The sequence below is a fragment of the Nocardia sp. CA-129566 genome (assembly GCF_050956075.1).
In the GTDB taxonomy this organism is placed as follows: Bacteria; Actinomycetota; Actinomycetes; order Mycobacteriales; family Mycobacteriaceae; genus Nocardia.
In genome coordinates, this window is the sequence record NZ_CP192085.1 from 6,833,846 (window position 1) to 6,847,873 (window position 14,028).

Here is a 14,028-nt window from a genome sequence, read left to right on the forward strand (position 1 = left end):
GCCGTCGGATCCGGCCGCGGCCTCAGCCGCCGAAGACGCGCTCCACCACCGCCTTTGCCCGCCGGGTCACGCGCATGTAGTTGTCGAGGAATTCGCTGCCGTCATCATTGGGCCAGCCCGCCACGCGCGCGACGGCCGATAGTAGACGGCCCGGGCCGGGGAGTTGATCTGCGGGCTTGCCGCGCACCAGCACGAGGGCGTTGCGTGCCTTGGTGGCCGTGAGCCAGGCCTCGCGCAGCAGTGAAACATCCTCGGCGGCAAGCAGTTTGGTTTCCTGGATGATATCCAGCGATTGCAGCGTCGAGGTGTTGTGCAGTCCGAGCACATCGTGGGCGTAGCGCAGCTGCATCAGCTGCACGGTCCATTCGACATCGGCAAGGCCGCCGCGACCGAGTTTGGTGTGGGTCGCGGGGTTGGCGCCGCGCGGCAGGCGTTCGGCGTCCACCCGGGCCTTGATCCGGCGGATCTCGCGCACCGCCTCGGCCGACACCCCGCCGTCCGGATAACGCACCTTGTCGATGATGTGCAGGAACCGGACACCGAGGTCCTGGTCCCCGGCCACCTGATGGGCGCGCAGCAGCGCCTGCACCTCCCACGGCTGGGCCCACTGCTGGTAATAGGCGGCGTAGGCGGCCAGCGTGCGCACCAACGCCCCGTTGCGCCCCTCAGGGCGCAGTCCGGCATCGACCTGCAGTGGCGGATCGGTGCTCGGCGCGCCGAGCAGCCGCTGCACCTTCTCCGCGATGCCGATCGCCCACTTGACGGCCCTGGTTTCGTCCTGCCCTGGCCGCGGATCACAGACGAAGAGCACATCGGCGTCGGAACCGTAGCCCAGTTCCATACCGCCGAGACGACCCATGCCGATCACCGCGATATCGGCCGGTGCCGGTGCGCCGAGTTCGGCCTCGCTGCCCCGAATCACCGCGCGCAGTGCGGCTTCCAGCACCGCGACCCAGACCGAGGACAGCGCCCGGCACACCTGCGGTACGTCCAGCATGCCGAGCAGATCGGCCGAGGCGACCCGCGCCAATTCGTGCCGACGCAGCGAACGAGCCGCCGCCACCGCACGTTTCGGATCGTCGTAGCGCGCCGAAGCGGTCAGGATCCCGCGCGCGACGTCTTCGGGCTGCGGGCTGAGCAGCAGCGGCCCGACCGGGCCATCGGCGTACATCCGGATGGTATCCGGCGCATTGATCAGCAGATCCGGCAGATATTCCGAGGAGCCGAGCACGATCATCAACCGCTGCGCGATCGCGCCCTCATCGCGCAACTCGCGCAGGAACCAGATCTGATCGTCGAGCCCCTCCGACACCCGCCGGTAGGCGAGCAGTCCGGCATCGGGATTCGGTGTGTCCCCGAGCCATTCGAGCAGCGTCGGCAACAGCAGCGCCTGAATCCGGCCCTTGCGTGACACCCCGCCGGTGAGCGCCTTCAGATGTCCCAGTGCGTTTTCCGGCGCCGCGTAGCCGAGCGCGGCCAGCTGCCGGATCGCCGCGTCCGGACTCAGCCGCAGGGCGGCGGGCTCCATCTTGACCACCGATTCGAGCAGCGGCCGATAGAAGAGCTTGGCGTGCAATCGCCGCACCCGCACCGCATTACGCCGAATCTCATTGCCGAGCACACCCACCGCGTCCTGTCGGCCGTCGGGCCGGATATGGGCGGCGCGGGCCAGCCAGCGCATGCCCTCCTCGTCATCGGCGGCGGGCAGGGTGTGGGTGCGCTTGAGCCGCTGCAATTGCAGCCGGTGCTCGAGCAGTCGCAGGAATTCATAGGAGGCCGTGAGATTCGCGGCATCGTCGCGGCCGATGTAGCCGCCGGCGGCCAAGGCCGTCAGCGCCTCGACGGTGCCCTGCACGTGCAGGGTCTCATCCACCCGTCCGTGCACCAATTGCAGTAGCTGCACGGCGAATTCGACATCGCGCAGGCTGCCGTGGCCGAGTTTGAGTTCGCGTTCGCGCAGATCGGCGGGGACCAGATCCTCCACCCGGCGCCGCATCGCCTGCACATCGGCGACGAAGTCGGGGCGTTCGGAGGCAGTCCACACCATCGGCATCAGGGCATCGCGGTACCGCTCCCCCAGCGCCAGATCGCCGGTCATCGGCCGGGCCTTGAGCAATGCCTGGAACTCCCAGGTCCTGGCCCACCGCTTGTAGTACGCGATATGCGAGTCCAGGGTGCGCACCAGCGCGCCCGCCTTGCCCTCCGGCCGCAGCGCCGCATCGACCTCGAAGAATGCCGCGCTGCCCACGCTCATCAGCTCGGCGGCCAATCGCGTGGCGGTGGCATCGGCGGGTTCGGCGACGAACACGATATCGACGTCGCTGACATAGTTGAGTTCGCGCGCACCGCTCTTACCCATGGCGATCACGCCCAGTCGCACCGGAACCGGCGCGTCCTTGCAGACCCGCGCCACCGCCACCGCGAGGGCGGCGGTCAACGCGGCATCGGCGAGGTCGGTGAGATGACGGCCGACCACCTGATATGGCAGCACCGGTTCGTTCTCGACGGTGGCCGCCAGATCCAGCGCGGCCAGCAGCATGAGCTGATCGCGATATCGCTTGCGCAGCAGCGAGATTGCCTCCGGGCCCGAGATTTCGGCCGAGTACAGCTGCGCGTCCGCATTCGGACTTTCCGCGGGCACGGCCTGCACCGAGGCCAGCATGTCCGCGATCAACTCCTCGCGCGCGGGGAGCTTGTCCCGCCGCAGAATTCGCCATGCGGCCGGATCGGCGACCAGATGATCGGCGAAGGCGCTCGACGATCCGATCAGCGCGAAAAGCCGACCGCGCAACGCATTATCGGCCCGCAGCACGGCATCGAGCTCGGGCCACTGGTCGCCGAGCGCGGCCCGCAGCCGCGTCAGCGTCAGCAGCGCGAGATCGGCATCCGGCGCACGGGACAGCGCCCACAGCACCGGAATGCTGTCGATGTTGTCCCACGCCAACTCTCGTAACGAGGCGGCGGCGGTCGGCTCGAGTAAGCCGAGCCGACCGACACCGGGGACAGCTGAACGAGCAGACGGCGGCCGGACCATAAGTCCAACTTAGTTGCCCGATTATCTGTTTCCACAAAGCACGGTGGAAAGATTCGTAAACGTAGCCGACGATGCCGGTTTTAGCGCCTGCCGGAGGAGGTACTCCTACAGGCCGAGGTACTCCTTGAGCTCGTACGGCGTCACCTGGCTGCGGTAGTCCGCCCACTCCCGGCGCTTGTTGCGCAGGAAGAAGTCGAACACGTGCTCGCCGAGCGTCTCGGCGACCAGCTCCGAACGCTCCATCGCCTGCAGCGCCTCGTCCAGGGTGCCGGGCAGCTCGCGGAAGCCCATGGCACGCCGTTCGGCGGCGGTCAGCGACCACACGTCGTCCTCGGCCTCCGGCGGCAGCGTGTAGCCCTTCTCGATGCCGCGCAGACCGGCGGCGAGCAGCACCGCGAAGGTCAGGTAGGGGTTGCAGGCCGAATCTGGGCTGCGGATCTCGACGCGACGCGAGGACGCCTTGTTCGGCGTATACATCGGCACGCGCACCAGCGCGGAGCGGTTGGACCGGCCCCAGGAGGCGGCGGTCGGCGCCTCGCCACCGTGGATGAGCCGCTTGTAGGAGTTCACCCACTGGTTGGTGATCGCGCTGATCTCCGGGGCGTGTTCGAGAATGCCCGCGATGAACGCCCGCGCGGTCTCCGAGAGGTTGATCGGATCGTCCGGATCATGGAAGGCGTTGGCTTCACCCTCGAACAGGCTCATATGGGTGTGCATGGCCGAACCCGGGTACTGGGCGAACGGCTTGGGCATGAAGGTCGCGCGCACGCCCTCGTCGATGGCCACTTCCTTGATCAGGTAGCGGAAGGTCATCACGTTGTCGGCCATGGACAGCGCATCGGCGTAGCGCAGGTCGATCTCCTGCTGACCCGGCGCGCCCTCGTGGTGGCTGAACTCCACCGAGATGCCCATGGACTCCAGTGCGTCGATGGCGTGGCGGCGGAAGTTGGGCGCGGAGTCGTGCACGGCTTGGTCGAAGAAGCCGCCGGTATCGGCCGGGGTCGGCATGGAGCCGTCGTGCGGGCCGTTCTCCAGGAGGAAGAATTCGATCTCGGGATGTACGTAGCAGCTGAAGCCGACGTCACCGGCCTTGTTGAGTTGACGCCGCAGGACATGGCGCGGGTCGGCCCAGGACGGCGAACCGTCGGGCATGGTGATATCGCAGAACATGCGCGCGGAGTGCTGGTGGCCCTTGCTGGTCGACCACGGCAGCACCTGGAAGGTGGACGGATCCGGCCGCGCCACCATATCGGCCTCGGATACGCGGGCGAAGCCCTCGATGGCCGAGCCGTCGAAGCCGATGCCCTCCTCGAAGGCACCCTCTAGCTCCGCCGGTGCGATGGCGACGGACTTCAGATAGCCCAGCACATCGGTGAACCAGAGACGCACGAAGCGGATATCCCGTTCTTCGAGCGTCCGCAGCACGAATTCCTTCTGGCGATCCATGTCGCCGAGCGTAAGCATCTGGCGTTAAATCCGTGTTACATACACGCTTAGGGATTGCAATCCCATCATTCGGAATGAATCGCACCGCGCCCAAGATCGCGTCGTGAGCGCGGCGGCGATGGGCGCGGTGCGCGAAATCAGCAGGTCAGACCCGCTGGCGGAATCGTCAGATCGGTCAGGTAGGCGATTACCGCGTCGTCCAGACACTGATTGCCCGCAACCAAGGCCGCGGTGTGTCTGGTGCCCTGATAGGTGATCAGCGCGGCGCCGAGCTGATCCGCCAGGTCGACACCGGCCTGATACGGCGTCGCCGGATCTTCGGTGGTCGACACCACCACCGTCTTCGGCAGACCGGGTGCCGAGATCTTGTGCGGTGTGCTGGTATTCGGCACCGGCCAGATGGCGCACAGTTCCAGCGGTACCGCACCGGTGCCGCGGCCGTCGTCCAGGAACGGCGCCGCCTTGCGGTATTCGGCGTCCTGGCGGCCCGCCACCGCGCGATCGTCGATGCGCGGATCATCGACACAGCGGATCGCGTTGAAGGCCTCCTGCGTGTTGTCGTACGAGCCGTCGTCGCGGCGGCCGTCGTACAGATCGGCGAGCTTCAACAGCGTGTCGCCGCGCCCGTCCCGCAATTCGGACAGGCCGACGGTGAGCACCCGCCAGTAATCGTCGGAGTAGAGCGCCTGCTGCACCCCGGTGATGGCATCGCTGTAGCTGAGCCCGCGCGAATCGGTGGTCGAGGCGGATTTGGTCTCCAGTGGATTCACCAGCGCGCGGAACTTCGCGACCGCCTGGGCCGGATCGGTGCCGACCGGGCAGTCAGCCTGCTTGGCGCAGTCGGCGGCATAGGCGTCGAAGGCCTTCTGGAATCCGGCCGCCTGCCGCAGCGATTCCTGCACCGGATTCTGCGAGGAGTCCACGGCGCCGTCGAGTACCAGCGCGCGCACATTGTTCGGGAACTTCTCGGCGTAGGCCGAGCCGAGTTTGGTGCCGTAGGAGTACCCGAGATAGGTGAGTTTCGGATCGCCGAGCGCGGCCCGGATGACGTCCATATCCTGCACCACCTCGCGGGTGCCGACATGGGACAGGAACTCTGTGCCGGTGCGCTCGACACAGTGGCCGACGAACTGCCGGTTCTCGTCCTCGGCCTTGGCGATGCCGTCCGGGGTGTTGTCGGTCGGCAGTTCGGCCCGTTCCGCGTCGTTCTGCTGCGGGGTCAGACAGGCGATGCTCGGGGTCGAGGAGCCGACCCCGCGCGGATCGAAGCCGACCCGGTCGAAGCGCTCGGCCAGTGGTGTCTTGCCCGCGATACCCGATATCGACAGCCCCGATACCCCGGGCCCGCCCGGATTGAGCAGCAGCGAGCCGATTCGCTTGCCGCTGGCCGGGATTCGAGCCAGCGCCAGCGATGCGGTCGCGCCGTCGGGCTTGGCGTAGTCGACGGGCACGGTGATGCGCGCGCACTCGGACTTCGGCGCGGGGCGATCGTCCGCGGAGCCGAAGTCGTCGCAGGAGCCCCAGTTCACGGTCTGGCTGTAGAACTTCTCCAGGCCCGCGGGCGGTGTGGGTAGCGCCTGGCCCGGCTCGTCCTTGGAGGCGGCGCACCCGGCCGCCACCACCGTCAACGCCACCGCGATCAGCACACCACGCCCACTACGCACCAAAGACATATCAAAGATCCTGGCACGGCTCCCCCGCCTCCCCGAAACTTTGGCCGGTCGTCAGTGCCTGGAGCTTGGTCACCGGGCCGACGGTTGGAAAGTGCGACAAATTCTGGGCGGACCCGACATGTAACCGATGTCCGTGCGAAATCAGTCGTTGTGCTGGGGATTGCGGTGTGACCAATTGCACCGCCCATGGCCTTAAGCGCGCCGCCCAGAGGGTGCAGACTGGATTCGTCATACAAACCCGGGGACCCGCACGGGCCTCGAGGCGACAACCACGAAAGGGACGATGATGTCCGTATCCGATTCGGAAACCCCTGCCTACGGCGCTGCCCGGGCCACTACCAAGGCGGCCAAGCGCAAGACGCGGGTGCATCATCTGCAGCAGATGAAGGCCGAGGGCGAGCGCTGGTCCATGCTGACCGCCTACGACTTTTCTTCCGCGCGCATCTTCGAAGAGGCGGGAATTCCGGTACTGCTGGTCGGCGACTCCGCGGCCAATGTCGTCTACGGCTACGACACCACCGTGCCGATCACCGTCGACGAGCTCATTCCGCTGGTGCGCGGTGTGGTCCGCGGCGCACCGCACGCGCTGGTGGTGGCCGATCTGCCGTTCGGCACCTACGAGACCTCGCCGCAGCAGGCCCTGGCCACCGCCACCCGGTTCATGAAGGAGGGCGGTGCGCACGCGGTGAAGTTGGAGGGCGGTGAGCGGGTCGTCGAACAGATCGCGCTGATCACCTCGGCCGGTATTCCGGTCATGGCGCATATCGGCTTCACCCCGCAGAGCGTCAACACCCTCGGCGGCTTCCGGGTGCAGGGGCGCGGCGACGGTGCCGAACAGCTCATCGCCGATGCCATCGCGGTGCAGGAGGCCGGTGCGTTCTCCGTGGTGATGGAGATGGTGCCCGCCGAATTGGCCGGACAGGTCACCCGCAAGCTGACCATCCCGACCATCGGCATCGGCGCCGGCGTGGAATGCGATGCGCAGGTGTTGGTCTGGCAGGATATGGCGGGCTATACCTCGGGCAAGACCGCCAAGTTCGTCAAGCGTTTCGGCCGTATCGGCGATGAATTGCGTTCCGCCGCAGCCGCTTACGCCGACGAGGTGCGTCGCGGGACCTTCCCCGGCCCCGAGCACAGCTTCTGAGTTCACGATGACCGGCCGGGCATTGCACGCACCCGCGGCACTGCTCGGCCAGCCCGTGCGGCCGATGCTCGATTGGGCCATCGGAATCCTCACCGCACGCGGTGTGAAAATCGTTGGCGCACCGGAGGAAACGCGACGTCGCGCCTGGTCGCTGATCGTTCGCATGCCGACCGACGCGGGTCCGGTGTGGTTGAAGGCCAACTCGCGCGCCTGCGCGCACGAAGGTCCGCTGTTGCAGACATTGTCCCGGTTGCGGCCCGGCAGCGTGCTCGAACCCATTGCGGTGCAAGCCGATCACGGCTGGCTGCTCAGCCCGGACGGCGGTGCCACCGCGCGCGACTCCGCGGACGTGTGGACCGAGCTGGTCCGCTCCTACGCCGATCTCCAGCTGGCGATGGCCGACCATATCGATGACCTGCGCGCCACCGGCACGCCGTATCTGCCACCGCCCCAACTGATCACGGTCTACCGCCACTTCGAGCCGCGTATCCCCGGCCTCGGCGCCGCGATCACCGAGGCCGCGACGGCGCTCGCCGAATTCGGCAGGCTGAGCATCGAACACAACGATCTGCACCCCGGCAATGTCTTCACCGGTTCGGCCGCGGCGACCGGCATGCTGTTCGACTGGGGCGACGCGGTGCTCACCCACCCCCTCCTGTCCTGGCGTGTGCTGCGCGGCCCGCACCGCACCGAATACTTCGACCGGTGGCGGCGAGCAGGCATCATCTCCGACACCGAGATCGCACTCGCCGACCGATTGGCCCCGCTGGTCGCCCTGCATCCGTGGCGCACCATCGACGCCTCGTCACCCCGCTTCGCGCGCTTCCTACAGGGGTTGCTCGACGATCTGCGCACAAGGTTTCGCTGACCACCATGAGCAGGGCCGATCCGCAAACGCACGGCGGTGCCCAGCAAACTCGCGCGGGCCACCCGGGGCAAATAATGGCAGACTCGAAGCCGACAATATCGACACGAGCAGAGGTACCGATGGCGCAACCCGGTTGGATTTCACGCAGCACGCTGGTGGTGGCGGGTGTTTTCGCCGCCGCGGCCCTGACCGCCTGCGGAAGCGGCTCGAACCCGGCGCCGACCGGCAGCTCGAGCTCGACCACCGGATCGGCGACGGCCAGCGCCACCGCCGCGCCGGGCAAGACCACCGGCGCGGCCCCGACGACCTTGGAGATCTCCGACGCCTCGGCCGCCCAGCTGTGCGACATGATCCGTCCCGAGCTGTCGAACTGGCGGGTGCAGGGGCCGACGCTCGGCCGGATCGGCTACAACGCGCTGGTGCACGAATGGGCGCTGCGCAATGGCGGCATCAACGGCCATGTGCTCGCCGATAAGGCGATGATCGACCGGATCACCACCAAGAGCTGCGCCGATGTGCGCCAGCAGGCGCTAGAGGCGCTGGAACTGACCGATCTGGCTTCGGGACTCGCCTTCTGATGCGTACCCTCTACCCTCCGATCGAGCCCTACGACACCGGCATGCTCGACGTCGGCGCGGGGCAATCGGTGTACTGGGAGGTCAGCGGGAACCCCGACGGCAAACCGGTGGTATTCCTGCACGGCGGACCCGGCGGCGGCACCGAACCGTTCCACCGGCAGTTCTTCGATCCGGCGGCCTACCAGATCGTGCTGCTCGATCAGCGCGGCTGCGGCCGGTCGACACCGCACATCGCCGACGGGGCGAGTCTGGAGACCAATACCACCGCACATCTGGTCGCCGATATCGAGGCACTGCGCACTCATCTCGGCATCGACCGCTGGCAGGTATTCGGCGGCTCCTGGGGTTCCACCCTCGCACTGGCCTACGCGCAGCGGTTTCCACAGCGGGTCACCGAGCTGGTGTTGCGCGGGATCTTCCTGTTGCGGCGCAAGGAAATCGACTGGTACTACAACGGCGCGGCGGGCAACATCTACCCGGACGAGTGGGAGAAGTTCCTGGCCCCAGTACCCGAGGATGAGCGCGACGGCGATCTGGTGCAGGTGTACCACCGGCTGCTGCACTCCCCCGACGAACAGGTCGCGCTCGCGGCCGCCGTCGCCTGGTCCACCTGGGAGGGCGCGACGAGTTCGCTACTGCCGCACCCGGATCGGGTGCAGGAGAGCGCCGAACCGCGGTTCGCCCTGGCATTCGCCAGGATCGAGAACCACTACTTCGTCAACGGCGGATTCCTCGACGAGGGGCAGCTGCTGCGCGATATCGGTACCATTGCACACATCCCAGCCGTCATTGTGCAGGGCCGCCACGATGTCGTGTGCCCGGCCACCAGCGCCTGGGAATTGCACCGCGCTTGGCCCGGTTCGGTACTGCACATCGTCGACGACGCCGGACACGCCGCCGCCGAACCCGGCATTACCCACCATCTCGTCGAGGCAACCGACGGATTCGCGAAAGTGAGCTGAGCGATGCGGGTCACAGCCGGAAACGCCATCATCGCGGCGCTACGCGACGATGTCGACCGGCTGCTGGCCGCCGAACCGGAAGTCCGTGCCGACGCCTGGGATTCGGTACACCAGATGCGCGTCGCGACGCGCAGGCTGCGCAGCGTACTGCGCTCGTATCGCGGTCTTTTCGAGTCCGCGCCGGTCGCCGCCATGCAGCAGGAGCTGAAGTGGCTGGCGGATCTGCTCGGCGTCGCCAGGGACGCCGAGGTGCGCGCGGAACGGTTCGCGGCACTGCTCGCCGCACATGCGCCACAGGATGAATTCGCCCGGCTGGCAATGGAGTCCAGGGCGGCCGAGGCCGCGGCGGGCGTGACCGTAGCGCGCTCCGCCGGAGACGGATACGTCCCCGGCACCACCGAATACGTCCGAACCGAACTGGTCGACGCCGAGAAGGCCCGATACGCCAGCGCGCACGCCGAAATCCTCACCGCCCTCGACGGCAAGCGCTATGACGCACTGCGCCAAGAGCTTTCGGTATGGCGCACACATCCACCCCTCGACCTACACCGGGCCGAAACGCCCGCCGCCGAGGTCTTCGAACGCATCCTGCGCAAGGATCGCAAGCGCTTACGGCGACTGGTCTACGCCGAACCCGCCGTCTCGGCCGAGGAACGCATCGAACTACTGCACGATATCCGAAAGAGCGCCAAACGCCTCCGCTACTGCTGCGAGGGCGCCGTCGACGTACTCGGTAGTGCCGCAAAGGATCTCGGCACCGAGGCAAAACGCCTGCAAACCGTACTCGGCGACCACCGTGACGCCGTCGATTCCCGCGCCGCGATCCTGGCCCGAGCCACCGCAACCCACGCCACCGGGGTCAACGCGACGATCTATGAACTCCTCGCCGACGCCGAGGAGATCGCCGCGGGCGAAGCCCTGGCCAAATACCCCGCCGCAGCGGCGTTCGTTTCCGGGTGAGTCATCCGGATTCAGAGCTCTGGCGGTCGACCTTGTATTTCGGAAGATGGCTTGCCCCGCCGAGCGCGTCGCTCTTCGAGCGCGTTTCCGATCAACGCTCGAGCCGATTCTCCTGTCACGGATTGCCGGGCCAGTCTCTCGAACGTTCGGGAGTAGACCGCAACCTCACGTGGCTGAGTGATGGTCTGTTCGGCACTGATGCCCTCGACCATCACAACTCGGTCATCGAACATAATGAAGTTCGGGGCCGTCAGCGGCGGCATAGCACGTGCCGGGATGATTCCGAACGCCACCCGCGGCAATCCCATGACCGCGAGTAGCCGGTCCAACTGACCCGCCATTACCTCGTCGTCGCCCACCGTGGTCCAGAGGACTTGCTCAGCGATGACTATCCGGAACCTGCGTTTCCCCTTATAGAGAAACTGCTGCCGCTCCAGCCGCTGCGCTACGCCCGCCTCCACGTCATCGGGTATTCGCTCGAACTCGACCACATCCCGCAGGATCGCTTCCGCATACTCTGCGGTTTGCAGGATGCCGGGAACGATGGTCGGCTGATACATCCGCGTCAACGTCGCTTTCTCGGCAAGCTTCACCGAGACCTGTTGCCGCCGTTTGGTTCCCGAACTCAGTAGGCGCCGCCATTCGACATACGCAACATCAACGGCGTTCAGGGTGGCAATGAGATCGCCCAGTTGATCGTTCGCGCCCGCGTGCTCGCAGTAGACCCGGAGATCGGCCTCTGACGGGCTCCGCACGCCACGCTCGAATCGCGATACCTTCGACTCGTGCCAGCCCGCCAGGGAGGCGAGCTGGCGCGCGGTCAGTCCAGCATGTCGGCGGATTTCACGAAGCCGCTGACCGAGTGATTCCCGTGCTTCGTGGACGCTATCGGTCACTGTCCAGCGTGCACGCTACTGAACTCTGCATACGGTATTGCCAATTCCCAAAGCCGCCGTTTCACGGCTCGACAGTATCCCGCGATACCGGGATCAGTGGTACTGACCGGGTCCGTGGGCTTGCCGTCTTCATCGGACACGTTGAAAACGACGAGTCGGCCATCGAACAGCCACCAGTCATCGGTCGGCATCTCGTCTGCCGCGACGAGATGCCGAGGTACATACCGAATGTCGTCGCCAGCGTCGACGTTGTAGTGGGTCACCGACAACAACCAACGTTGGTAGTCGGTCAGCGGGACCGTGACCACACGAACCCGACTCATCGCCACGCCCCGCCCGGTTGTCTCCCGCACGAGCGCCCGCCATTCCGGCGATGGGTCGGATTCCTCGGGCTCACCATGCAAGAATCGGCGCAGAGGCTCGGTTTCGTGAGGCTCCGCGTAGGTGTCCTTGAGCTCGAGGTGGAACGCTTCGAGCTGGCATTGGCGGAACAGATCAGGCCAAGGGTCGCCTTGCCGCAGTAGCACCGTAAAACGTCCTCTCTGTCTTCGGGGTTTCAATAGCGGTCTCATCGTCGGCCAGATCCAGTTCGCCGAGCGTTCCTGGATCGGTGATCGGTTGACCGGTGAGGGTGAAGGTTCCGCGCCCAGTGTCTGTCATCGTCGCCCCAATGAACGTATCCCGCTCAGCGAAACCAGTTAGCAAATGGGGGATTTCGACCGTTCCAAGCTGATCGGTGCGCCAGCCTTGTACTACGTATGTGTGTTGGTCGGTGGCGTAAAGCGACGGGCATCCGTTTCTATCCGAGCCGCCTTTGCCGAGGAACTGTAAGCGCATGGTCGCGATCCTCTCTTGCCGGGTGCCGCATTCGGCAGGCACTGCTCATATGTTCTCTCGAGTCGGCATGTTTCGATACAAACCCGGTTCATTCTGGCAAATACTGGCAAGTCCATGGCCCACACGGCCTTCTGGTTCGTAGCGTCATAGACGGCGCTTGGGGGCCGGTGCCAATCGACCCGGCCCCAAGCGCCTGCCAACGCCGACACCAGGGGGTCGCAGTGCCACTAACCGAAACACAAGCCAAGGTTCCGGCCGCGCTGGCCGAGGCGTCCAAAGCGGCGCTAACCGTTGAACAGCTTGGCAGCAGAACAGGTTTCGTGCCATCGACGGTGCGCGCTGCGCTCGACTCGCATTCGTACGACGGGTTTGCCTCTTGCTCCCGCAGGAGTCCGGTGAAGTGGCGGATCACTACTCACGGCCGAGCGCTTTTCGAAACTCCGCCGTACCGCGACCTTCTCCGACACCCGACCAACACGAACGGGACCAGCCATGGCGTGGGATGACCCGCTGCTCCAGCGAATCGATTGCCGGAACACGGCGTGGGCGGAAACGAGTATCGCCAACGCGCACAACGCGATGCAGATGCATCTGGAATGCGCAGTCGGAGAATGTGCCGCCAAGACCGCGGCACACCGCAAGCTGACCGATGCCAAGCGATTGGTACCCGATTCGGGGCGACTTCGATGAACGCTGATTTCCTGTCCGTCGTCGGCGCGGAGCGGCCAGTGGGATGGCTGCAGTACGACGACGGTTCGTGGGCAGCGGTTTTCGAAGACGCAACCGTGAGCAAGCCGTTCTCGGCGGCTCTCTTGGATCTCATCCGGACCGGCGTGATCGATGCCGAGCCGAGCTTGGAGTCCTTGCAGAAACGAGGCCGCAAGGACATGTACACAATGATCGGAACGGAAGCAGGACCTGGACCGGACGGCAACAACCACGATATGTGGAATCAAGGCCCGCGCGAAGATCGGGCGGACGATGTGATCCACCCGTAGGGTTGGTAAGGGCGTTGCGGCGTGAACTAACGCGGATCAACACAGTCCCGCGAGTTTGTAGAGCACCAGCGAGCCCGCAACCGCGACGTTGAGGCTGTGGCCGGTGCCGACCATGGGGATTTCGACGGCGGTGTCGAGGAGTTCCAGGGCTTCGGGTGGGATGCCGGTGGATTCGTGGCCGAGGACGACGATGGTGCGTTTGCGGGCGACGGGGAGGTCGGCGAGGCGGATGGATTCGTCGGTGAGTTCCACGCCGACGATTGCCGAACCGCCAGTGCGCTGCCGGGCCAGCCAGCGGTCGACGCGCCCGTCGATCCAATGCACACATTGCCGGTGCCGCAATGTATTCCCGTGGTTCAGTGCGTCCGGCACCCATGGTCGCCGGGGCACCGCCATGCACGCGCCGACCGCATCGCAGGTGCGCAGCAGGGTACCGAGATTGGCGCTGTGTTTGGGCCACAGCGGCGCCGCGAGGAGATGGTTCCAGCAGCCGTGCGCACGCGGACGGCGCTGGCGGCGGAGTTCGGGGCGGGTGCGCACCCGCGCGGCCGTCACGGGCGCGCGGGAATGCCCTTCCCGGGGGAGCCAAAGACTTGGGAGACAACGATTCTCATCGCGGTGATGCTTCGCGG

13 protein-coding genes and 1 pseudogene are annotated in these 14,028 nt (G+C 66.3%); 6 read left to right on the forward strand and 8 right to left on the reverse strand.

Translation table 11 applies throughout. The annotated features are described in order from the left end of the window. Positions 1-22 precede the first annotated feature (22 nt). The 3 genes from ACQP0C_RS30095 to ACQP0C_RS30105 form a co-directional block, all read right to left on the reverse strand. Positions 23-3,034 carry a bifunctional [glutamine synthetase] adenylyltransferase/[glutamine synthetase]-adenylyl-L-tyrosine phosphorylase gene (locus tag ACQP0C_RS30095; RefSeq protein ID WP_433725352.1) on the reverse strand — a complete coding sequence of 1,004 codons (3,012 nt, stop codon included), beginning with the start codon at positions 3,032-3,034 and terminating at the stop codon, positions 23-25. A 105-nt stretch (positions 3,035-3,139) separates the two neighbouring features. Further along, positions 3,140-4,480 carry a glutamine synthetase family protein gene (locus tag ACQP0C_RS30100; protein WP_433725354.1) on the reverse strand — a complete coding sequence of 447 codons (1,341 nt, stop codon included), beginning with the start codon at positions 4,478-4,480 and terminating at the stop codon, positions 3,140-3,142. A 137-nt stretch (positions 4,481-4,617) separates the two neighbouring features. Further along, positions 4,618-6,153, reverse strand: coding sequence for an alpha/beta hydrolase (locus ACQP0C_RS30105; protein WP_433725356.1), 1,536 nt, complete (start codon positions 6,151-6,153; stop codon positions 4,618-4,620). A 286-nt stretch (positions 6,154-6,439) separates the two neighbouring features. On the opposite strand from ACQP0C_RS30105, the gene panB reads away from it, so the two are divergent. The 5 genes from panB (at position 6,440) to ACQP0C_RS30130 (ending at position 10,665) form a co-directional block, all read left to right on the forward strand. Further along, positions 6,440-7,297 carry a 3-methyl-2-oxobutanoate hydroxymethyltransferase gene (gene panB, locus ACQP0C_RS30110; protein ID WP_433734704.1) on the forward strand — a complete coding sequence of 286 codons (858 nt, stop codon included), beginning with the start codon at positions 6,440-6,442 and terminating at the stop codon, positions 7,295-7,297. 7 nt (positions 7,298-7,304) lie between these two features. Beyond that, positions 7,305-8,165: a phosphotransferase gene (locus ACQP0C_RS30115; RefSeq protein ID WP_433725358.1), complete on the forward strand. Its 861-nt coding sequence runs from the start codon at positions 7,305-7,307 to the stop codon at positions 8,163-8,165. Positions 8,166-8,284: 119 nt separating this feature from the next. Continuing rightward, positions 8,285-8,743 (forward strand): hypothetical protein, encoded by a 459-nt coding sequence (locus ACQP0C_RS30120; protein WP_433725360.1) that lies wholly within the window; start codon positions 8,285-8,287, stop codon positions 8,741-8,743. After that, positions 8,743-9,705, forward strand: coding sequence for a prolyl aminopeptidase (gene pip / locus ACQP0C_RS30125; RefSeq protein WP_433725362.1), 963 nt, complete (start codon positions 8,743-8,745; stop codon positions 9,703-9,705). The genes ACQP0C_RS30120 and pip overlap by 1 nt, the downstream gene beginning before the upstream one ends. 3 nt (positions 9,706-9,708) lie before the next feature. Further along, entirely contained in the window at positions 9,709-10,665 is a 957-nt protein-coding gene (locus ACQP0C_RS30130) for a CHAD domain-containing protein (RefSeq protein WP_433725364.1), read from the forward strand. A gap of 11 nt (positions 10,666-10,676) precedes the next feature. Here ACQP0C_RS30130 and ACQP0C_RS30135 read toward each other — a convergent pair whose 3' ends face one another. From ACQP0C_RS30135 to ACQP0C_RS30150, 4 genes and pseudogenes are all read right to left on the reverse strand, one after another. Then, positions 10,677-11,258 (reverse strand): DUF5753 domain-containing protein, encoded by a 582-nt coding sequence (locus ACQP0C_RS30135; protein ID WP_433734705.1) that lies wholly within the window; start codon positions 11,256-11,258, stop codon positions 10,677-10,679. Positions 11,259-11,369: 111 nt separating this feature from the next. Continuing rightward, a pseudogene (locus tag ACQP0C_RS30140) lies at positions 11,370-11,561 on the reverse strand (helix-turn-helix domain-containing protein); the annotation flags it as partial. Next, positions 11,558-12,088, reverse strand: coding sequence for a DUF6879 family protein (locus ACQP0C_RS30145; protein ID WP_433725366.1), 531 nt, complete (start codon positions 12,086-12,088; stop codon positions 11,558-11,560). The pseudogene ACQP0C_RS30140 and the gene ACQP0C_RS30145, both read right to left, overlap by 4 nt. Beyond that, positions 12,057-12,398: a hypothetical protein gene (locus tag ACQP0C_RS30150; protein WP_433725368.1), complete on the reverse strand. Its 342-nt coding sequence runs from the start codon at positions 12,396-12,398 to the stop codon at positions 12,057-12,059. The genes ACQP0C_RS30145 and ACQP0C_RS30150 overlap by 32 nt, the downstream gene beginning before the upstream one ends. Before the next feature lie 686 nt (positions 12,399-13,084). On the opposite strand from ACQP0C_RS30150, the gene ACQP0C_RS30155 reads away from it, so the two are divergent. Further along, complete coding sequence (locus tag ACQP0C_RS30155) at positions 13,085-13,396, forward strand: hypothetical protein (RefSeq protein ID WP_433725370.1); 312 nt, start codon at positions 13,085-13,087, stop codon at positions 13,394-13,396. A 36-nt stretch (positions 13,397-13,432) separates the two neighbouring features. Here ACQP0C_RS30155 and ACQP0C_RS30160 read toward each other — a convergent pair whose 3' ends face one another. Next, a complete protein-coding gene (locus ACQP0C_RS30160; protein ID WP_433725372.1) occupies positions 13,433-13,951 on the reverse strand; it encodes a TrmH family RNA methyltransferase in 519 nt (172 codons plus the stop codon). Positions 13,952-14,028: the final 77 nt, after the last annotated feature.

Excerpts from the sequence above, each read along its gene's own strand:
- ACQP0C_RS30095 (WP_433725352.1), bottom strand. The coding sequence starts at position 3,034 with ATGGTCCGGCCGCCGTCTGCTCGTTCAGCTGTCCCCGGTGTCGGTCGG.
- ACQP0C_RS30100 (WP_433725354.1), bottom strand. The coding sequence starts at position 4,480 with ATGGATCGCCAGAAGGAATTCGTGCTGCGGACGCTCGAAGAACGGGAT.
- ACQP0C_RS30105 (WP_433725356.1), bottom strand. The coding sequence starts at position 6,153 with ATGTCTTTGGTGCGTAGTGGGCGTGGTGTGCTGATCGCGGTGGCGTTG.
- panB (WP_433734704.1), top strand. The coding sequence starts at position 6,440 with ATGTCCGTATCCGATTCGGAAACCCCTGCCTACGGCGCTGCCCGGGCC.
- ACQP0C_RS30115 (WP_433725358.1), top strand. The coding sequence starts at position 7,305 with ATGACCGGCCGGGCATTGCACGCACCCGCGGCACTGCTCGGCCAGCCC.
- ACQP0C_RS30120 (WP_433725360.1), top strand. The coding sequence starts at position 8,285 with ATGGCGCAACCCGGTTGGATTTCACGCAGCACGCTGGTGGTGGCGGGT.
- pip (WP_433725362.1), top strand. The coding sequence starts at position 8,743 with ATGCGTACCCTCTACCCTCCGATCGAGCCCTACGACACCGGCATGCTC.
- ACQP0C_RS30130 (WP_433725364.1), top strand. The coding sequence starts at position 9,709 with ATGCGGGTCACAGCCGGAAACGCCATCATCGCGGCGCTACGCGACGAT.
- ACQP0C_RS30150 (WP_433725368.1), bottom strand. The coding sequence starts at position 12,398 with ATGCGCTTACAGTTCCTCGGCAAAGGCGGCTCGGATAGAAACGGATGC.
- ACQP0C_RS30155 (WP_433725370.1), top strand. The coding sequence starts at position 13,085 with ATGAACGCTGATTTCCTGTCCGTCGTCGGCGCGGAGCGGCCAGTGGGA.